Source organism: Clostridium paraputrificum (assembly GCF_900447045.1).
GTDB classification, from domain to species: domain Bacteria; phylum Bacillota; class Clostridia; order Clostridiales; family Clostridiaceae; genus Clostridium; species Clostridium paraputrificum.
The window spans coordinates 822,095-841,532 of record NZ_UAWH01000014.1 but is presented as its reverse complement, the minus strand read 5'-3'; the positions used below and the strand labels follow the sequence as shown (position 1 = coordinate 841,532).

Annotated in this window: 20 protein-coding genes; 1 reads left to right on the top strand and 19 read right to left on the bottom strand. The window is 31.3% G+C overall.

The genetic code is table 11. The features are described 5' to 3' along the window. Positions 1–58: 58 nt before the first annotated feature. The 17 genes from aspS to DR024_RS08880 form a co-directional block, all read right to left on the bottom strand. The gene (gene aspS, locus DR024_RS08960; protein WP_055183594.1) at positions 59–1,849 is read right to left on the bottom strand and encodes an aspartate--tRNA ligase; all 1,791 of its coding nucleotides are present in this window, start codon (positions 1,847–1,849) and stop codon (positions 59–61) included. An 18-nt stretch (positions 1,850–1,867) separates the two neighbouring features. Continuing rightward, the gene (hisS, locus tag DR024_RS08955; RefSeq protein ID WP_111918560.1) at positions 1,868–3,118 is read right to left on the bottom strand and encodes a histidine--tRNA ligase; all 1,251 of its coding nucleotides are present in this window, start codon (positions 3,116–3,118) and stop codon (positions 1,868–1,870) included. 11 nt (positions 3,119–3,129) lie between these two features. After that, complete coding sequence (locus DR024_RS08950) at positions 3,130–4,560, bottom strand: coproporphyrinogen III oxidase (protein ID WP_111918558.1); 1,431 nt, start codon at positions 4,558–4,560, stop codon at positions 3,130–3,132. An 8-nt stretch (positions 4,561–4,568) separates the two neighbouring features. Next, complete coding sequence (locus tag DR024_RS08945; RefSeq protein ID WP_111918556.1) at positions 4,569–5,186, bottom strand: MBL fold metallo-hydrolase; 618 nt, start codon at positions 5,184–5,186, stop codon at positions 4,569–4,571. Between the two features lie 14 nt (positions 5,187–5,200). Next, positions 5,201–5,650: a D-aminoacyl-tRNA deacylase gene (dtd, locus tag DR024_RS08940; RefSeq protein WP_027099644.1), complete on the bottom strand. Its 450-nt coding sequence runs from the start codon at positions 5,648–5,650 to the stop codon at positions 5,201–5,203. A gap of 12 nt (positions 5,651–5,662) precedes the next feature. After that, positions 5,663–7,849, bottom strand: a complete 2,187-nt coding sequence (locus DR024_RS08935) for a RelA/SpoT family protein (RefSeq protein WP_027099643.1) — start codon at positions 7,847–7,849, stop codon at positions 5,663–5,665. Positions 7,850–7,960: 111 nt separating this feature from the next. Continuing rightward, positions 7,961–8,479: an adenine phosphoribosyltransferase gene (locus tag DR024_RS08930; protein ID WP_027099642.1), complete on the bottom strand. Its 519-nt coding sequence runs from the start codon at positions 8,477–8,479 to the stop codon at positions 7,961–7,963. A gap of 70 nt (positions 8,480–8,549) precedes the next feature. Beyond that, on the bottom strand, positions 8,550–9,407 hold the full coding sequence (locus DR024_RS08925; protein WP_027099641.1) for a DHH family phosphoesterase: 858 nt from the start codon (positions 9,405–9,407) through the stop codon (positions 8,550–8,552). A 318-nt stretch (positions 9,408–9,725) separates the two neighbouring features. Continuing rightward, complete coding sequence (gene secF / locus DR024_RS08920; RefSeq protein ID WP_027099640.1) at positions 9,726–10,583, bottom strand: protein translocase subunit SecF; 858 nt, start codon at positions 10,581–10,583, stop codon at positions 9,726–9,728. 6 nt (positions 10,584–10,589) lie between these two features. Beyond that, positions 10,590–11,831 (bottom strand): protein translocase subunit SecD, encoded by a 1,242-nt coding sequence (secD, locus tag DR024_RS08915; protein WP_027099639.1) that lies wholly within the window; start codon positions 11,829–11,831, stop codon positions 10,590–10,592. An 82-nt stretch (positions 11,832–11,913) separates the two neighbouring features. After that, positions 11,914–12,285, bottom strand: a complete 372-nt coding sequence (locus DR024_RS08910; protein WP_034867032.1) for a TIGR04086 family membrane protein — start codon at positions 12,283–12,285, stop codon at positions 11,914–11,916. Between the two features lie 50 nt (positions 12,286–12,335). After that, on the bottom strand, positions 12,336–12,605 hold the full coding sequence (yajC, locus tag DR024_RS08905) for a preprotein translocase subunit YajC (RefSeq protein WP_027099637.1): 270 nt from the start codon (positions 12,603–12,605) through the stop codon (positions 12,336–12,338). A gap of 99 nt (positions 12,606–12,704) precedes the next feature. Then, complete coding sequence (gene tgt, locus DR024_RS08900) at positions 12,705–13,844, bottom strand: tRNA guanosine(34) transglycosylase Tgt (protein WP_027099636.1); 1,140 nt, start codon at positions 13,842–13,844, stop codon at positions 12,705–12,707. 12 nt (positions 13,845–13,856) lie between these two features. Then, positions 13,857–14,882, bottom strand: a complete 1,026-nt coding sequence (gene queA, locus DR024_RS08895; protein ID WP_027099635.1) for a tRNA preQ1(34) S-adenosylmethionine ribosyltransferase-isomerase QueA — start codon at positions 14,880–14,882, stop codon at positions 13,857–13,859. Positions 14,883–14,896: 14 nt separating this feature from the next. Then, positions 14,897–15,931, bottom strand: a complete 1,035-nt coding sequence (gene ruvB / locus DR024_RS08890) for a Holliday junction branch migration DNA helicase RuvB (RefSeq protein WP_111918554.1) — start codon at positions 15,929–15,931, stop codon at positions 14,897–14,899. 11 nt (positions 15,932–15,942) lie between these two features. After that, the gene (gene ruvA / locus DR024_RS08885) at positions 15,943–16,554 is read right to left on the bottom strand and encodes a Holliday junction branch migration protein RuvA (protein WP_027099633.1); all 612 of its coding nucleotides are present in this window, start codon (positions 16,552–16,554) and stop codon (positions 15,943–15,945) included. Between the two features lie 163 nt (positions 16,555–16,717). Then, positions 16,718–17,299 carry a hypothetical protein gene (locus DR024_RS08880; RefSeq protein ID WP_111918552.1) on the bottom strand — a complete coding sequence of 194 codons (582 nt, stop codon included), beginning with the start codon at positions 17,297–17,299 and terminating at the stop codon, positions 16,718–16,720. Positions 17,300–17,462: 163 nt separating this feature from the next. Here DR024_RS08880 and DR024_RS08875 point away from each other — a divergent pair, with 163 nt between their 5' ends. After that, positions 17,463–18,353: an SDR family oxidoreductase gene (locus DR024_RS08875; RefSeq protein WP_242829742.1), complete on the top strand. Its 891-nt coding sequence runs from the start codon at positions 17,463–17,465 to the stop codon at positions 18,351–18,353. 123 nt (positions 18,354–18,476) lie between these two features. On the opposite strand, the gene DR024_RS08870 is transcribed toward DR024_RS08875, so the two are convergent. Next, the gene (locus DR024_RS08870; protein ID WP_027099630.1) at positions 18,477–18,854 is read right to left on the bottom strand and encodes a hypothetical protein; all 378 of its coding nucleotides are present in this window, start codon (positions 18,852–18,854) and stop codon (positions 18,477–18,479) included. 64 nt (positions 18,855–18,918) lie between these two features. Then, positions 18,919–19,185: a hypothetical protein gene (locus DR024_RS08865; protein ID WP_027099629.1), complete on the bottom strand. Its 267-nt coding sequence runs from the start codon at positions 19,183–19,185 to the stop codon at positions 18,919–18,921. Between the last annotated feature and the right edge of the window lie 253 nt (positions 19,186–19,438).

Genomic DNA, 19,438 nt, shown 5'->3' with positions numbered 1-19,438 from the left:
TTACTTAATATAATTAAAAAAATTCCTACTACTAGTAGGAATTTTTTCATAAGTTAATCTATTCTTCTTCACTTTTAGCTGTTATAGCAATACCTAATTCTTCTAATTGTTTTTCATCTGCTATATTTGGCGCTTCACTTAAGTAGCAGTAAGCATTTTGATTCTTAGGGAATGCAATAACATCTTTAATATTATCTGTTCCAGCTAAGAACATTATCATTCTATCTAGACCAAATGCTAATCCTCCATGTGGTGGTGGACCAAACTTAAATGCTTCTAATAAGAATCCAAATCTTTCCCAAGCAGATTCTTCTGTAAAGCCTAAAGCTTTAAACATTCTTTGTTGAAGTTCCATATTATGAATTCTTATAGAACCTCCACCTAATTCTTCACCATTTAATACTAAGTCATATGCCTTAGATCTTACTGCACCTGGATTAGTTTCTATCATATCTAAATCTTCATCCATTGGTGCTGTAAATGGATGGTGACACGCTGTATATCTATTTTCTTCTTCGTCATACTCGAATAATGGGAATTCAGTAATCCAACAGAAGTTAAATTCATTCTTATCCTTAATTAAATCATACTTCTTAGCAAGTTCTAATCTTAATGCTCCAAGACTTTGGAATACTACTGAGTTTTTATCCCCAACTATTAAAATTATATCTCCTGTTTCTGCTCCCATCTTTTCAATGATAGCATTCATTTCTTCTTCCTTTAAGAACTTAGCTATAGGAGATTTAATTCCTTCTTCCTTAAGTTGAATGTATGCTAATCCCTTAGCTTTGTAAGTCTTAACAAATTCACCTAATCTATCAACATCTTTTCTTCCCATAGATGCTCCACCCTTTAGGCAAAGGGCTCTAACTGAACCGCCAATTTCTATAGCACTTTGGAATACTTTAAAGTCTACATCCTTAACAACCTCTGTTAAATCAGTAATTTCCATACCGAATCTTAAGTCTGGCTTATCAGAACCGTACTTTTCCATAGCATCTTTAAATGTCATTCTAGCTATTGGAAGCTTAACTTCATGACCTAAAACTTCTTTGAATACATGAGCTACAAGTCTTTCATTTAATTCCATAACATCATCTTGCTCAACGAAGCTTAATTCCATATCTATTTGAGTAAATTCTGGTTGTCTATTTGCTCTTAAATCTTCATCTCTGAAGCACTTAACTATTTGATAGTATCTATCAAATCCAGAAACCATTAATAATTGCTTAAATATTTGTGGTGATTGAGGTAATGCATAGAACATACCTGGATAGTTTCTAGAGGGTACTAAGTAGTCTCTTGCTCCTTCTGGAGTTGACTTAGTTAACATTGGAGTTTCTACATCTAAGAATCCGTTGTTATCTAAGAAATCTCTTACCGCCTTAGTAGCTCTATTTCTTATCATAAAGATATTTTGCATATCTGGTCTTCTTAAATCTAAGTATCTATACTTTAATCTAATTTGTTCAGATGCATCTAATCCTTCTTTTATATATATTGGTGGAGTTTCAGATTCTGAAAGAACCTTTATTTCTTCACACATTAATTCAACCATACCTGTTGGCATGTTTTCATTAGGAGATTGTCTCTTAACAACTTCTCCTGTTACAGCTATGCAGTATTCTGGCTTAACACCCTTAGCTTTTTCAAAAGCTTCAGCATTTATTTCTTCACCAAAAACAACTTGCATTATTCCGCTTCTATCTCTTAAGTCTATAAATTCAAGACCTCCAAGCTTTCTATTTCTTTGAACCCATCCCATAAGAGTAATCTTTTTACCTATATGTTCTTCTCTAGGTTCACCACAGTACATAGTTCTCTTTAATCCGCCTAAAGATTCACCCATTTTAAAGTCATTCCTTTCTTACTTAAGTGTGTTTGCAATTTCATCTATATTTTCAAGTGATACTTCAAATATTTCACCATCACTCATTCTCTTAAGCTTTATTACATTGTTAGCTAATTCATCATCACCTAAGATTGTAGTAAACTTAGCACCAATTTTATTAGCATATTTCATTTCTGCTTTAACACTTCTACCCATATGATTTATTTCAACAGCTACACCTTTGCTTCTTAAATCATTAGCAAGCTTAAATCCAGCTTTATATGCTTCATCCCCTCTTGATCCTATATATAAAGCATAACCCTCATTACTTGGAATTTCTATACCTTCCTTATCAAGAGCCATTATCAATCTTTCAATACCCATTGCAAATCCAACTGCTGGCATGCTAGGACCACCAAGTTCTTCTATCATATTATCATATCTTCCTCCACCTATAGCTGTGAAGTCATCATTTAAGATTTCAAAGATAGTCTTAGTGTAATAATCTAATCCTCTAACTATTCCTGGATCAACTGCATATGGAATTCCTAATAAATCTAAGTACTCTTTTACCTTAGTAAAGTGAGTATCACATTCTTCGCACATAAAATCTAATATTATAGGTGCACTCTTAGTAATTTCCTTACACTTCTTTTCCTTACAATCTAAAATTCTCATAGGATTCTTTTCAAATCTTTCCTTACATGTAGGGCATAAATTATCATAGTTTTCCTTTAAGAAGTTCTTTAAAGCTTCATTGTAATTAGGTCTACACTTTGGACAACCTAAATTGTTTATATTAAGCTTTAGTCCTTTTAATCCAAGATTCTTTAAAACTTCCATAGCAAATGCTATAACTTCTGCATCCATTGATGGTTCCTTAGAACCAAATACTTCAACACCACATTGGTGGAATTGTCTAAGTCTTCCCTTTTGAACATTTTCATATCTAAAACAAGGAATTACATAGTATAGCTTAGTAGGTTGAGCTTCATTAAATAGTCTATTTTCTATAAAAGCTCTTACTATAGGTGCTGTACCTTCTGGTTTTAAGGTAACACTTCTCTTTCCTTTATCTTCAAAAGTATACATTTCCTTTTGTACTATATCAGTTGTATCTCCAACTCCTCTTAAGAAAAGCTCTGTATGTTCAAAAATAGGAGTTCTTATCTCTTTTAAGCCAAAGTTTTTTGCTGTATCTTTAAATGTATTTTCTACATAGTGCCACTTATATGCATCTTGAGGCAACATATCTTTAGTACCCTTAGGTGCTTGCATTTCTGCCATATTAATCCTCCTTATTTATACAAAGTATCTAGTAAAGCAATCTTACCATCTACCATTTCTTTTATTCTATTTACATATTCCTTAATATCTTTAACATTGCCAAATCTTTCTATTCTATCATTTTCTAAGAAAACAACTTTAGTAACAGCATCTGCTCCTAAGGCTATAATTGTTTGCTTATCCTCTATCATTTGGATGTTATAGATACACTCTTTACCCTTCTTAGAATAACCCAAATTCTCCATATTTCCAACCATATTTTTTTGTCTATACATATAATATGGGGTTAATTCTAATTCCTTGGCAAGATTTTTACTCTCTTCATACATCTTCATTATCTCTTCTTGGCTTTTTAAACCTAAGCCTTTTTTAAGAATAAAGTTCTCATACATTATAGAACCTCTTTTAAGAGATAGTCCATGTATAGTTAAGCTATCAGGTGAAAGCTTTTTAATTTCTCTAGCTGTAATCTTAGCCTCCTGAAGGCCCTCCCCTGGTAGTCCTATTATCATATCCATATTTATATCTTCAAAGCCAAGCTCCCTAGCCATTTTGAACTTATCTATTATATCTTGTGAAGTATGTCCCCTACCTATTAACTTTAGGGTTTCATCATTCATAGTCTGAGGATTGATACTAATTCTTGTTACATCATACTTCTTCATTGTTTGAAGCTTGTTTAATGTAATAGAATCTGGTCTTCCACACTCCACTGTAAACTCTTTTAATTCTCTATTTTCTACAAATGAATTATATATTTTATTCATTAAGTTTTCAAATTCATCATCATCTACAGCTGTTGGAGTGCCTCCTCCAAAATAAACAGATTCAATCCTTAATCCTTTTTCATCTGCATATTTCCTAATTTCTTCGATTTCATATGTAAGTGCCTCTAAATATGGATTAACTAATTTTTTATTTCCACTGATTGGATTAGCTGCAAAGGAACAGTAAAGACATCTTGTAGGACAAAAGGCCATTCCAACATAAATAGCAATATTCTTAGGATCTTTATTTACATACTTATCTTCAAATTCAGCTACATCTATACAAAGCTGAGCTTTTTCTTCTGAAGTTATATGCTTTTCAAAGAATATTTCTTTTACCTCTTCTTCACTTTTCCCTTCTCTTAAATGTTTAAGAGCAATCTTAGATGGTCTAATACCAACTAAGGTTCCCCAAGGATATTCATCTCCAGTAATATCTCTTAAAGCTTTAAATATTACTTTTTTTATAGTTTCCTTATAATATTCATTATCATTTTTATATTCTTCTCTATTTATATCATTATAAGAAAACTTAATCCTATCATCAGTTATTTCAACATGATAATCTCCCTCTAGCTCTGAAAAGTTAATTTTGTCTAGAGGGAAATATATATTAAACATTTGATAAACATCATATCTATATTTTAGATCGTTTAATTTAATATTTATATCCATTTTTTCTCCTATATTAAACTATCATAGTCATTTAAATACATATTGTATCCTTTTTCATATCCTATAGATGACTTAGATCCATGCCCTGGATATACTTCTATTTCATCACCAAGAGGTAATAATTTAGTCTTTATACTATCTATAATCTCTGGAAAACTTCCTCCTATAAAGTCAGTTCTTCCTATAGAGCCTTGGAACAAGGTATCCCCTGTAAATAGTTTATCCTCTATTAAGAAGCATAAGCCACCCTTTGTATGACCTGGAGTAGCTATTACTTTTATATTTAAGCTTCCAAAATATAAAGCATTGCCATCCTCTAAATATCCGTTAGCATTTCTAATGGATCCAAATACATAATTGTCTTTCTCCATGTATTCTTCATCTATTTTAGATATATAGAATGGAACATTTAGTTTATCTGATAAATACTCTACACCACCTACATGATCCATATGCCCATGAGTTAAAAGAATACTCTTAACATTTGCTTTCATATCTTTTATAGCTCTTTCTAGCATTTCTCCATCTCCACCTGGATCTAACACTACTGCATCCTTTGTTTTTTCATCCATCACTATATAACAATTTGCATCATATATTCCAGCTGGTATTGCTTTTATTATCACTATAAATTCCTCCCTTAAAATTCTTTTTTGCTATCTAATAGAATTGTCACTGGCCCATCATTTTCAATTTCAACATTCATATGAGCTCCAAACTCTCCCGTTTCTATCTTTAAGCCAGATTCTTTTAGCATTTTCACGAATTCTTCATATAGTGCTTTTGCCTCATCTCCACCCATAGCATTCATAAAATTAGGTCTTCTACCTTTTCTACAATCACCATAAAGAGTAAATTGAGAAATTGCAAGAATATCCCCCTTTATATCTAAAAGAGAAAGGTTCATTTTATCATTTTCATCTTCAAACACTCTTAAGTTAATAATTTTATCTTTTATATATTTCAAGTCCTCTATTGTATCCTCTTTAGATATTCCTAAAAGGACATTAAACCCTTTATTTATTTCTCCAACTAATCTACCTTCAACAATAACTCTTGACTTTTTAACTCTTTGTACAACAGCTCTCATTATATAGCGCTCCTAACTATTAACTCTAAATACATCTGTAACACCTTTAAGTCTTCTTATCTTTTTCATAAGTTCCCTAAGTTGTTCTACAGAATCTATTTTCACCTTTATATTAATTAACGCTTCATTTCCTTTAGCAGAATTGGCATTTAAAGCATTTAAATGTAACCCTGAATCTGTTATTACCTTCATAATATCAGATAATACTCCCATTCTATCGTCAGATTTAACTCTAACCTCTGCAACATATGAAGCACCCTTTGACATTCCCCAACTTACATCTACAACTTTATTAGGGTCATAGTCAATTAAAGATTTTAAGTTACTACAATCAGTTCTATGTACGGACACTCCTCTGCCCTTTGTAATATATCCTTGTATTTCATCACCTGGTACAGGATTGCAACACCTTGCAAACCTAATCATAAGATTACTTTCACCTTTTACTGTAATTCCATAACTACTTTCATTCTTAGAAACCCTATCACTTTTTGCAATGTGCTCCTCAATATTTTTAGCTATTTCTTCGTCAGATTGCTTAACTTTGTCACCTAAATTTTCTTCTTTTAATCTAGATACAAAGGCAGAAGCAGATATGCTTCCTACTCCAACTGCAGCATAAATATCATCAGAATTATGTAAATTATATCTTTTTGCAAGTCTTTCATATGAATCACCCTTAGTGATTTCTGATAATACAACTCCTTGTTTTCTTAATTCTTTTTCAAGAAGTTCTTTACCTTTATTTATATTTTCATCCTTTTTAGCCTTTTTAAGCCAAGACTTTATTTTACTTTTAGCTTGATTACTCTTTGCTATATTAAGCCAATCCATATTAGGTCCCTTGGCTGATTGAGATGTAATTATTTCAACTATCTCTCCAGTCTTTAGCTTATAATCTAAAGGAACAATTTTTCCATTAACTTTTGCACCTATGCATCTATTTCCAACATCAGTATGTATTCTATAAGCAAAATCTATTGGTGTAGATCCACTTGCTAAATTTATAACCACACCTTTAGGAGTAAATACAAATATTTCATCAGAGAAAAGATCTATTTTAAATCCTTCCATAAATTCTTCAGCATCTGATGTTTCCTTTTGCCACTCAAGCATATCTCTAAGCCAAGCAAGCTTCTTCTCAAAGCCCTTTTCTTTATCTTCACCTGCATCACCTTCTTTGTACTTCCAGTGAGCAGCAATACCATATTCAGCAGTTTTATGCATGTCAAAAGTTCTTATTTGTATTTCAAATGTTTTTCCTTGTGGTCCAATTACAGTTGTATGTAAAGATTGATACATATTTGGTTTAGGCATTGCTATATAATCCTTAAATCTTCCTGGTATTGGTTTATATATAGTATGAACTATACCTAAAACACCATAACAATCCTTTACTGAATTTACCAAAATTCTAATAGCTGTTAAGTCAAAAATTTGTTCTATGGTCTTACTCTTATTAACCATTTTTCTATAAATACTATAAAAATGCTTTGGTCTTCCTTCAATATCAGAATCTATTCCAGATTCCTCTAAATTCTTATATAAATCATCAATTATACTAGAAATATACGCTTCTCTCTCTACTCTTTTTTCTGCAATTTGTCTTACTAAATCATAGTATTCTTCTTCATGTAAATATCTAAAAGAAAGGTCTTCTAATTCCCACTTAATCTTAGACATACCAAGTCTATGGGCAAGAGGTGCATATATATCTAGAGTTTCTTTTGCTTTAAGCTTTTGTTTTTCTTTAGACATGAACTTTAAAGTTCTCATATTATGTAATCTATCTGCAAGTTTTATAATAATAACCCTTATATCTTTAGCCATTGCTAAAAGCATTTTTCTAACATTATCTGCTTGCTGTTCTTGTTTACTTTTATACTCTATTTTACCAAGCTTAGTTACTCCATTTACTAAACTTGCAATTTCCTCATTAAACATATCAGACATTTCTTTATAAGTACAATCAGTATCTTCTAACACATCATGTAATAGTCCTGCCGCAATAGTATTTGTATCCATACCAAGCTCCGCAAGAATTTCTGCCACATCAATAGGATGAATTATATAGGGTTCACCTGATTCTCTCTTTTGAGATTTATGAGCTTCACTAGCAAAGTTATAAGCTTTTTCTATTATATCTATATCAACGTTTATACAATTGTCATTAATCTTTTTTATTAAGCTCTCAATCATAAGGCTTACTCTCCCCTAGCTATTTATTTCTAAAATCAATGGCTGGTTTATACTAACCAGCCATTCTTAATAAATATTATTATATATTATTATCCTATCTTTTTCAACAAATTAAAACTCGTAATCAACTAGAGACATTACATCATATCCTTGTAATTTTTCTCTTCCATTTAGACCTGTAAGTTCAATAGCAAAATCTAAAGCTACTACTTCAGCACCAACAGTTTCTACTAGCTTAGCAACTGCTTCAATAGTTCCTCCTGTAGCTAGAAGATCATCTACTATTGCAACCCTTTGACCTTTTTTTATTGCATCTTTATGAATTTCTAAAGTATCATTACCGTATTCTAAACCATAGTCAACAGATACTGTTTCACATGGTAGTTTTCCTGGCTTTCTTACTGGCACAAACCCAACACCTAGAGCATAAGCTACTGGAACACCAAAAATAAAGCCTCTAGCTTCTGGTCCTACTATTAAATCAACGTTTTTATCCTTTAAGTGTTCTACAATTTTATCAATTGAGCACTTTAAAGCTTCTCCATCACCAATTAAAGTAGTGATATCTTTAAAGCTTATACCTTCTTTTGGGAAACCCTCTACCACTCTAATACTATCTTTTAAATTCATACTGCTTCCTCCAAAAATATTATTTATATAAAAATCGCCTATTCTACTTTATCAAAGCGTAAATTATTTACTACTCTTCAGGCTTTTTTAAGTTATATAAGTATTTAGAAATTTGTTCAGCTCTATCCTTATCATTTGTTATTAATAATTCAAGTATAATACGTGCATTATTAACCATTCCTACAGTGCTTCCTGCTGGAGTAATAAGTTCTATGATCTTAACGATGCTATTATCATCCAACTCTACTATATTATTTAACTCCATAACAGCCCTTAAACCATAGTTATTAGTATTAATTAAAAACTTTTTCCCCTCTTTTATTATAACTCCGTTTTCACCTTTAAGAGGTACTTTTGCCCAATGTGCACCTATTAAAATCAAATCTAAATATTTATTAATACTCTTTAGATTATAGTAGATTGCAATAGCTTGCATTAGCTTAAAAGTTAACGCACTTAAAGACAGGTTCTTATACCTGTACTGACACCCCTTTTGGTTCGGATTTATATAGACATAGCTTCTTTCTCTAACTGTCTTTTTATTTTGTAAAACAATTAGATCTATATCAAGCTCATTGCAAAGCTTTACCTCACTCTCCGACTTCAAATCAACTCCAAGTGTTATAAGTAAATCAGCTCCTAAAAAATCAATATCATTTTTTATATTATTGCAATCTATAGATTTTTTAGCATCTTCCTCTTCATATATAAGATATTCAACATCCGCATTTAAATACATTAAAATTAAACTTAAGGATGCAATAGAACATATTCCATCTACTGAAGACACACCATAAATAACAATCTTTTTTCTATTATTTACAGCGTAAACTAACTTTTCAATCGCTTTATTCATATGTCTAAGTAAAAAGGGATTATATCCAGTTATATAATTTGGACAATAAATACTCTCCCAAAACTTACGCATGACTTACTCCTCCATAAAATAAGAAAACAACTATATTATAGATGAAAACAGTCATAATATCAAACCATTTTTTTAAGTATTTACACGCACACTACAAATTGTGCTTTCTATTTTTTTTATTCTACATATAGTATGTGTTTTTATGATAATTTAATTAAATATAAATCACATTCTTCAAAATGGTAAGGTGGATATTTATTTTTCTCCTTCCGTGGCAAGCTCCAAATAACATAAAAATAAATATCTATCCCCTTAATAATAAAGGTAAGAAAACAATAAAAAAAGTTTTCAACCTACTTTAGGCTGAAAACTTTTTTATTATTTAGATTTTTTCTTTTTTTCTGTAACAAGTACCCATAAAGAAGGTGCTATAAATACTGACGAGAATAATCCTGAAATTATACCAATTATTATTGGGAGAGAGAATCCTCTTACAGTAGGTACAAATATATACACAGCTACTATAGTAAATAAAGTAGTTAATGTAGTATTTATTGACCTTGCCATAGTTTGAGTTACACTTTTGTTAGCAACTTCTGCTGCAGAAGTTCTTCCCGATAGTTTTAGGTTTTCTCTTATTCTATCAAAAATTACTATTGTTGCATTTATAGAATAACCTACTATTGTTAATACTGCAGCTATAAAAGGTGAATTAATAGAAATACCAAACACTGCAAATACACTTATAGTTATTAATAAGTCGTGCGCTAAGGCTATTAGTGCAATAACACCAAACTTAAATTCAAATCTTACTGCTATATATATAAGCATAGCTACAAATGCTATAGCTAAGGCTTTTAAAGAATTGACTCTTAATTCCTTACCTATAGAAGCTCCAATCTCCTCTTGAGATACAATAGCATTTTCTGGCATCTTATATTTTTTCTTTAATTCTTCTACTAACTTAGAAACATCTTTGCTCTCAAAATTCTTTGATTTAATTTCATACTCATTATTTTCTGCAGTATTTGTTACTGCATCAGATGCAAATCCTTTAACTATAGAGTCTACATCCTCTTTATTGTACTCTTCATCAAACTTTAAAATTATATTAGTTCCACCTTCAAAATCTATTCCGAAGTTTAAACCTTTAGTAAACATAGCAATTAACCCAATTGCTATTATAATAGCTGAAATACTAAACCATATCTTCTTTTTTTCTACAACCTTAAGCATAACTCTCTACCCCCTCTTCACTCTGAACTGAGATAGTTTTGTTAGTAATCCCATTTCTACAGCCTTATGCATAAAGAATTTAGTAACAATCAATGCTGTAAATAAACTTACTACTATACCTACTAGTAAAGTTATAGCAAAACCTTTTACTGTTCCTGATCCTAGGAAGTAAAGTACTAAAGCTGCTATGATAGTTGTAATATTGGAATCCATTATTGATGATGTTGCATTTTCAAATCCCTTTTCTACAGCACTTCTAATTGACACACCTTTTTTAAGCTCTTCTCTTATTCTTTCAAAGATTAGTACATTAGCATCTACAGCCATACCTATGGTCAATAGAACTCCTGCAATTCCAGGTAAGGTTAATGTAACACCTATCTCACCAAATAAGAATAATATTAATGCAATAAATAATGTTAGTGCTAAACAAGCAATAGCTCCTGGTACTCTATAATAAATAATCATAAATACAAAAATTAGTCCTATACCAATTAAAGCTGCTTTTAAAGCATTTGGAAGTGCTTCTTCTCCAAGTTGTGCTCCTACAGTTTTTACTGAAGCTGCCTTTACAGTAACAGGTAAAGCTCCTGCATTAATTAATCCTGCAAGTCTCTTTGCATCATCTGCACTTTTGCTTCCTGTAATTACCGCAGAACCATTTGTTATTACGCTATTTACCGTTGGATTTGTTAAAACTTCATCATCCATATTAACCGAAATTGATTGACCTAAGTACTCTTTAGTTGCATCAGCAAACTTTTTAGTTCCTTCTTCATTTAATTCTAGTGCAACTTGTGGCAATCCATTTTCATCTGATGTTGCTATAGCCTTATTTACGTCTTGACCAGTTAAGATAACATCCCCTTTTGGAGATTTAAATGTTAACTCACCAGTTTTTCCCAAACTTTCTACTATTTTCCCCGAATCAACTTGTGCTGGAATATCAATTCTTATTCTTCTATCCCCTTCAGTTGAAACTACTGTTTCTGCTACCCCTATTTTGTTTACTCTTAGAGATAATTGTTCTTTTGTTTTCTCTAAGTCTTCCTTGCTTACTTCTTCGTCTTGAATTTCCATAACAACAGAAACACCACCTTGAAGGTCAAGTCCCTTTGTTATAGTTTCCGAAAACGGTTTAATTCTCCACCCTGCAACTTCAGCTCCTTTATAACCTAAAAAAGCAAATAAGATTATAGCTAAAGTACAAAGTATAAATAATGCTGAACTTTTGCCCTTTGTCTTCATTTTTATCCTCCTCAGTACTAGGTTCGAATTTCACATTGTATTTTTACATTATAGCATATTGGTAATATATATAAAAGATTTTTTACAGATTTATCCCTAGTATTCCTGCTATAGTGCCAACTCCAAAACAGCCTATCAACTTATATATTTGTGTTATATCAAAAGCAAAACTTCCATTTATAACAGAGCTAAACACAAATATAAATACAAAGAAAAGTAAACCTACTATACCACCAGTAAGCCATCCCCTTTCTCCATTGTTTCTTGCTGCAAGGACTGCACCTATAACAAGAGAAACTACTGTTATTACTGTAAAAATAATGCTATATATATTATCATTCAGCTCAAATTTAATCATAGCCAAAGATAATATTAACATAAGCATAAATGTTAATAGCACTGCACCAATCCAACCCTTTAAAACTGATTTTACAAAACTTCTATTTTCATCCATATAAAACACCCCCTGATACTAAATTTTATGAAGTATCAAGGGGTACTATTCTAGTCTTCTTTATATATTTTATTTGCTATTGCATTTTTAGTCATTTTTAATCTTGCTCTATCTGGACCTGATTCAAGAACCATGTTTTCTCCATCAAGAGAAATTATCTTTCCTATTATTCCACCTCTAGTCATGATTTCATCATTAACTTGTAAGTTATCTAACATTTGCATATATTGCTTTTTTCTCTTCTTTTCTGGTAATAGTAGTACTAAATAAAATACTACAAATACTATTAGCATAGGTGCTAGTGATGCTATTATCTCCATTTTTTATTTCCTTCCTTCCCTTTTGTAAAACTGACCTTATGAATGCCAATTCAACATCCTTTTAAAGTAGTTTACAATTCTTTATTATCTTTGTCAATATTAAGCTTTAATGTTCCACTCTTTTAGCTTTTGCTCTTTAAACTCTTTGTAATAGCCCCCATCAATAGCTGCTCTTATATCTTCCATAAGCTTATTATAGAAATATAAATTATGTAATACACATAATCTCATAGCAAGCATTTCTTTAGCTTTAAATAAGTGTCTAATATATCCTCTAGTATAACTCTTACAAGCTGGACATTGACAACCTTCATCTATAGGTCTCTTATCTAATTCAAACTTTGCATTCATTAAATTAATCTTACCATCTTTAGTGAATACATGCCCATGTCTACCATTTCTAGCAGGAAGTACACAGTCAAAGAAGTCTACCCCTCTATCAACAGCCTCTAAGATATTAGCAGGAGTTCCTACTCCCATTAAATATATTGGCTTATCCTCTGGAAGGTATGGTACAACAGCATCTATAATTTCATACATCTCTTCATGAGTTTCTCCAACTGCTAAACCACCTATAGCATATCCATCTAAATCCATCTTAGCAATAGTTTTGGCATGTTCTATTCTTATATCCTTAAATGTTGCTCCTTGGTTTATACCAAATAACATTTGTTCCTTATTAATCGTTTCTGGAAGTGAATTTAATCTATCCATTTCCACCTTGCATCTTTCAAGCCATCTAGTTGTTCTTGCTACTGACTTTTCAACATATTCTCTTGTTGATGGTATTGGAATACATTCATCAAAAGCCATGGCTATGGTTGATGCAAGATTACTTTGAATTTGCATTGATTCTTCAGGTCCCATAAATATTTTCTTACCATCTATATGTGAACTAAAATAAACTCCTTCTTCCTTTATCTTCCTCATTCCTGATAAAGAGAAAACTTGGAATCCACCTGAATCCGTAAGTATTGGTCTATCCCAATTCATAAATTCATGTAATCCACCCATTTTATATACAACCTTATCACTAGGTCTTAAATGAAGGTGATATGTATTTGAAAGCTCTACTTGGCATCCTATTTCCTTTAAATCCATTGATGATACAGCGCCCTTTATTGCTGCTAATGTACCAACATTCATAAATACTGGTGTTTCTACTGTTCCATGAGGCGTAACAAATCTACCTCTTCTTGCTTTTCCATCCTTCTTTAGTAAAGTATATCTCTTTGACAAAAAATTCACTCCTTATTTTATAAACATTGCATCTCCAAATGAGAAGAATCTATACTTTTCTTTAACTGCTTCATTATAAGCATTTAATACATGCTCTTTTCCAGCTAAAGCTGATACTAACATAATAAGTGTTGATTCTGGCAAGTGGAAATTTGTAATTAGGTTATCTATAGTTTTAAACTTGTATCCTGGATAAATAAAAATATTTGTCCATCCAGTTTGAGCTTTAACTAATCCATTATCATCTGCAATAGTTTCTATAGTTCTTGTAGATGTTGTTCCTACCGATATTACTCTATTTCCTCTTTTCTTTGTATCATTTATTATTTGTGCATTTTCTTCATCTAATACATAAAACTCAGAATGCATATCATGACTTTCTATATCTTCAACCTTTACTGGTCTAAAAGTACCTAAACCAACATGTAAAGTTACATACGCAATATTTATTCCCTTATCTTTTATCTTTTGTAATAATTCTTCTGTAAAGTGAAGCCCAGCTGTTGGCGCTGCTGCTGATCCCTCTTCTTTAGAATATACAGTTTGATATCTTTCTTTATCTTCTAGTCTTTCATGAATATATGGTGGAAGTGGCATTTCTCCTAAGGAATCTAAAACCTCTTCAAATATTCCTTCATAGAAAAACTGAACTATTCTATTACCATTTTCTAAAACTTCAACAACTTCTGCCTTTAATTTACCATCACCAAAAGTAAATCTTCTTCCTTCTCTTGCACTTTTACCAGGCTTAGCTAAGCATTCCCACTTATCTCCCTCTAATCTTTTTAGAAGTAAGAACTCTATTTTACCACCTGTATGTTCCTTTTCTCCTATTAGTCTAGCTGGCAAAACCCTAGTATTATTTAGTACTAAAGTATCTCCCTTATCTAGATAATCAATAATATCATAAAATCTCTTATGTTCTATCTCTCCAGTTTCTTTGTTTAAAACCATTAATCTAGATGTATCTCTCTTTTCTAGAGGATGTTGTGCAATTAACTCCTCTGGAAGATAAAAATCAAAATCAGATACCTTCATATCCTTCACTTCTCCTAACTATTGAAAAAACTTTTTTGTCCTTCATGTACATTTTTCTTATTCATTGCTCTTCCTAAGTGCTTATATGCTTTTTCTGTAGCAACTCTCCCTCTAGGTGTTCTAACCATAAAACCTCTTTGAAGAAGATAAGGCTCATAAACATCTTCAAGGGTTCCAAGTTCCTCACCTACAAAGTAGGATAATGTTTCAATTCCAACAGGGCCTCCTCCAAAATTATCTATTATAGCCTCTAAAATTTTATTGTCAACCCTATCAAAGCCTTCATTGTCTACCTCTAAAAGTCCTAAGGCTTCTCTAGCCTCTTTTAAGCTTATTAAGTTATCTGAATATACTTCTGAATAATCTCTAACTCTCTTTAATAGCCTATTTGCTATTCTTGGTGTACCTCTAGATCTTCTTGCTATTTCTATAGCTCCTTCTTCTGTTATGTTACATCCAAAAACTAAAGCACTTCTAATTACTATCTCCTTTAATTGTTCCACTGTATAATATTCCATAGAACATAATACACCAAATCTATCTCTAAGTGGAGATGTAAGCATTCCTATTCTTGTAGTTGCTCCAATTAAAGTGAACTGTGGCAAATCCAACCTTATAGATTTTGCTGCTGCTCCCTTGCCTATAACTATGTCAAGTGCATAGTCCTCCATTGCTGGATAAAGTATTTCTTCTACACTTCTATTTAGTCTATGTATTTCATCAATAAATAAAACATCGTTATCTTTAAGAGATGTTAAAATAGCTGCCAAGTCCCCTGCTCTCTCAATTGCAGGTCCTGAGGTTATCTTTAAATCTCCCCCCATTTCCCTGGCAATAATATTAGCCAAAGTAGTTTTACCTAGTCCTGGAGGTCCATATAAAAGAACATGGTCTAAAGCTTCCCCTCTTTTTTGAGCTGCTTTTATAAATATATCTAGTCTCTCTTTAACCTTATCTTGACCAATATATTCACTTATTTTTTGAGGTCTAAGACTTAATTCTCCCTTTGAATCTTCCTCTAACTCGGCAGGAGTAATTATTCTTTCCATATTTCATCCTCCTATCCCATTAATACTTTTAAACATTCCTTAATAACATTTTCTACAGTATCATTCTTATTAACCTTCTTTAATGCTAACTCAGCTTCTTTTTCGCTGTATCCAAGAGCTAATAAAGCTCCCATTACTTCGCTTAAAGTTGATGCATAGTTATTATCCTCATTAAAGTCATTATCCATATCCATTTGTTCTTTATCAATAACCATATCTTCCTTCTTAAGCTTATCTTGAAGTTCTAATATGATTCTTCCCGCTGTCTTTTTACCTATTCCAGGTGCTCTACATATATGTTTTTCATCACCCATCATTATTGCATACTTTAAGTTAGTTACTCTACTTATTGATAATAAAGAAAGAGCCGCCTTAGCCCCAACCCCATTTATACTTAGTAATAACTTAAACATCTGTAATTCTTCTTTACCTATAAATCCATAAAGACCTATAAAATCTTCTCTAACTATTTGCTCTACATAAAGCATTACTTCTTCACCTGATTTTGGCAACTCCGCCATAGTAGCTCCTGAAGTAAATATTTTATATCCAATTCCATTGTTTTCAACTACTATATAATCTTTATTTATACCTATATACTTACCTTTTATATACTCGTACATTATTTATTCCTCCGAAATCATAGTGAAAGTATGTTCCCCTAATACTTTATCATTTAAGCTATAATCTTTCAAGGACTTAAAAACATAATAAAGGTGTGAATCATTCAATTCACACCTTTATTTGTAATAGTTTCACTATATATTAAAGAAGTATTAAGCTATATTAACTTATGCCTGTCAAATCTAATTTTGCATCTTCTTTTGTGTCGTATACATATTGATACTTTTTAATAGCCTCTTGGTCTAATGGTTTTAAATCGGTGAATTTTGCTCCATTCCTATAGACATCAGCTTTTTCATCTTCAATCTCTAATTCACCCTTATCATTAGACTTATATATTGCTAAGTACCCTTCATATTCTCCAATATAATATTTATTTGGTTCTAGCTCAGATTTTAAGTCCTTATTATAATATACTGTATCCGATGTACTTACATCAAAAGTATATCCATATTGACTTAAAACCTCTGTTAACTCATCCTGAGTAATGCTTCCTTCTAATCCATATTCATCAATAACTTCATCTAAGGTCTTTTCAGCCTCTCTACTACCATTTTTTTGTAATACCACTTTAACATTATCACTTAGATACTTATTACTTGCATTGGCATTTGTAGATGTTTGATTAGTATCTTGCCCTTTGTTTTTGCTTTTTATATATATATCAGTAGCCATATAACTAATTAAGAAAATACTTGTTAATGCCAGTATACCTAATATTATTTTTTTGCTTCCTTTTTTCATTATAATCAACTCCCTATAAGCAATTATTGCCTGAAACTCCATTTAGTATTCATAAACTAAAACTTTTTATACAATATAATAAATAATTTAAAATAAACTAACCATTTCTTAATAGTTTTCATAAAATACTTAATTAGAAGAACTAATTTGGGAGATGTCTGTATTGGAGAATAATTATAGGGATTTTAAATGTACTTATTACGAGCCACAATTTCCTGCTCAACATCAAATGATTCAACCAGGAATAGAATCCATAATGCGCCCTCTTCCTATCTTTGATAACCCTAATTATAAAGGTAGTGATAAATTAAGAGGAAAAGTAGCACTTATAACTGGTGGAGACAGTGGTATAGGTCGTGCTGTTGCTGTAGCTTTTGCTAAAGAGGGGGCAGACCTAGCCATTTCTTACTTATATGAAGAAGATGATGCTAAATACACTAAAGCCTATGTTGAAGAATATGGTGCAAGATGTTTATTAATAGAAGGTGATATATCTTCAAAAGAGTTTTGCCATAAAATTATAGATAGAACCATAAAGCACTTTGGTAAACTGGATATATTAATTAACAATGCAGGTGTTCAAGTTCCTCATGATAATGGAATAGAATGCATATCACAATATCAGCTAGAACTTACTTATAAAGTTAATATTTTTCCCATGTTTTATCTTGTACAAGCTGCCCTTCCTCATTTAAAATCAGGCTCAGCTATTATTAATACTGCATCTGTAACTGCATATAAAGGTCCAGAAGACTTAATTGATTATGCCTCTACAAAAGGAGCCGTTGTAACTTTCACACGCTCACTATCAAATTCTCTTATCAAAAAAGGTATACGTGTAAACGCAGTTGCCCCTGGTCCAATTTGGACCCCTTTGATTGTTTCAAGCTATTCAGCAGATAAAATGGCCACCTTTGGTCTAGATGTTCCCATGAAGCGTGCAGGCCAACCTTATGAACTTGCTCCAACATACGTTTATCTTGCATCTGAAGACTCTTCATATGTTACAGGGCAAGTTTTACATGTTAATGGTGGAACTATGGTAGATAGCTAATATCTTATTTTTTAGGATTAAACAAACTTTATTAACATTAGAATCTCTTTAAGCTATCCACAATTTAATTTCGATTATAATTTCCTAAAGAATAAAAAAGCTGAGGTACTCTCCCTCAGCTTATTATTTCTTTTCCTTTATAAAGCTCCTTATAGATAAAACTACATAACCTAGTGTACAAGTCACCATAATATGTAATCCTAGTGCTGCAAGGTTATAGGCTTCATTATTTATGTACACTGTTTTATCAAACAAGAAAAATATAGTTAATAAACACACTACACTAGATAGTACTAAATTAAATCCTCTACTATATAATTTACCTGTTAGCTTAGTAAATAGTATAAAAGCAAGTGGAATTAATATTATCCACCCTTGTTGCTGAAAGCCATTATAACTTATAGAATCTAGCTTTACCCAATCCATAAATAAAGACATTATACCCGCTATAAAAAACACTATATATACTTTATTTTCCTTAGATATATTCTTGAAATCCATATCTTCCCCCATAAATTGTACTTTATGAGAATTATATTACATTTCAGTGGTTCTATCAAACAAATTAGTATGTACCTTTTTCATATTCTTTATAAAAGTCTTCCGTTTCTTTATTTTCTTGAGATTTTTCATCTTCTAAATAATAATCTTGTTTTTCTTCATCCTCTAAGAATTCTTCCTCTGGTGGAACACCAAATTTCATATATTCTGGCTCATCCATCTTATTAACAGCTTCTACAGTTGGTTTATTTATAAAAACTAAGGTTCCACAAAAAAATAATAAAAGTACAACAATTCCATCAATCACAATTCTTATTTTTTCTTTTTTCATAATCTAAACTCCTAAAATAATATTTTGCTTAGTGTGTGCAACAATTACTAAAAAAATACATATGGAGTATCTTTAGATATAAAAAGGGTGGGTGGATATTTATTTTGCTCCTTCCGGTGCAATCTCCAAGTCACATCAAAGCAAATATCCCCCACCCCTACTAAAGGTAAGGAAATTATAAAATTATTATCCTTGATTTTATATTTTCCTAAAGAATAAAAAAGGGCTGCGCACTAATTATATAGTGCCACAG

Bases quoted from the DNA above. Each gene is read 5' to 3' on its own strand.
- aspS (WP_055183594.1), bottom strand. From the start codon at position 1,849: ATGGGTGAATCTTTAGGCGGATTAAAGAGAACTATGTACTGTGGTGAA.
- hisS (WP_111918560.1), bottom strand. From the start codon at position 3,118: ATGGCAGAAATGCAAGCACCTAAGGGTACTAAAGATATGTTGCCTCAA.
- DR024_RS08950 (WP_111918558.1), bottom strand. From the start codon at position 4,560: ATGGATATAAATATTAAATTAAACGATCTAAAATATAGATATGATGTT.
- dtd (WP_027099644.1), bottom strand. From the start codon at position 5,650: ATGAGAGCTGTTGTACAAAGAGTTAAAAAGTCAAGAGTTATTGTTGAA.
- DR024_RS08935 (WP_027099643.1), bottom strand. From the start codon at position 7,849: ATGATTGAGAGCTTAATAAAAAAGATTAATGACAATTGTATAAACGTT.
- DR024_RS08930 (WP_027099642.1), bottom strand. From the start codon at position 8,479: ATGAATTTAAAAGATAGTATTAGAGTGGTAGAGGGTTTCCCAAAAGAA.
- DR024_RS08925 (WP_027099641.1), bottom strand. From the start codon at position 9,407: ATGCGTAAGTTTTGGGAGAGTATTTATTGTCCAAATTATATAACTGGA.
- secF (WP_027099640.1), bottom strand. From the start codon at position 10,583: ATGCTTAAGGTTGTAGAAAAAAAGAAGATATGGTTTAGTATTTCAGCT.
- secD (WP_027099639.1), bottom strand. From the start codon at position 11,831: ATGAAGACAAAGGGCAAAAGTTCAGCATTATTTATACTTTGTACTTTA.
- DR024_RS08910 (WP_034867032.1), bottom strand. From the start codon at position 12,285: ATGGATGAAAATAGAAGTTTTGTAAAATCAGTTTTAAAGGGTTGGATT.
- yajC (WP_027099637.1), bottom strand. From the start codon at position 12,605: ATGGAGATAATAGCATCACTAGCACCTATGCTAATAGTATTTGTAGTA.
- queA (WP_027099635.1), bottom strand. From the start codon at position 14,882: ATGAAGGTATCTGATTTTGATTTTTATCTTCCAGAGGAGTTAATTGCA.
- ruvB (WP_111918554.1), bottom strand. From the start codon at position 15,931: ATGGAAAGAATAATTACTCCTGCCGAGTTAGAGGAAGATTCAAAGGGA.
- ruvA (WP_027099633.1), bottom strand. From the start codon at position 16,554: ATGTACGAGTATATAAAAGGTAAGTATATAGGTATAAATAAAGATTAT.
- DR024_RS08880 (WP_111918552.1), bottom strand. From the start codon at position 17,299: ATGAAAAAAGGAAGCAAAAAAATAATATTAGGTATACTGGCATTAACA.
- DR024_RS08870 (WP_027099630.1), bottom strand. From the start codon at position 18,854: ATGGATTTCAAGAATATATCTAAGGAAAATAAAGTATATATAGTGTTT.
- DR024_RS08865 (WP_027099629.1), bottom strand. From the start codon at position 19,185: ATGAAAAAAGAAAAAATAAGAATTGTGATTGATGGAATTGTTGTACTT.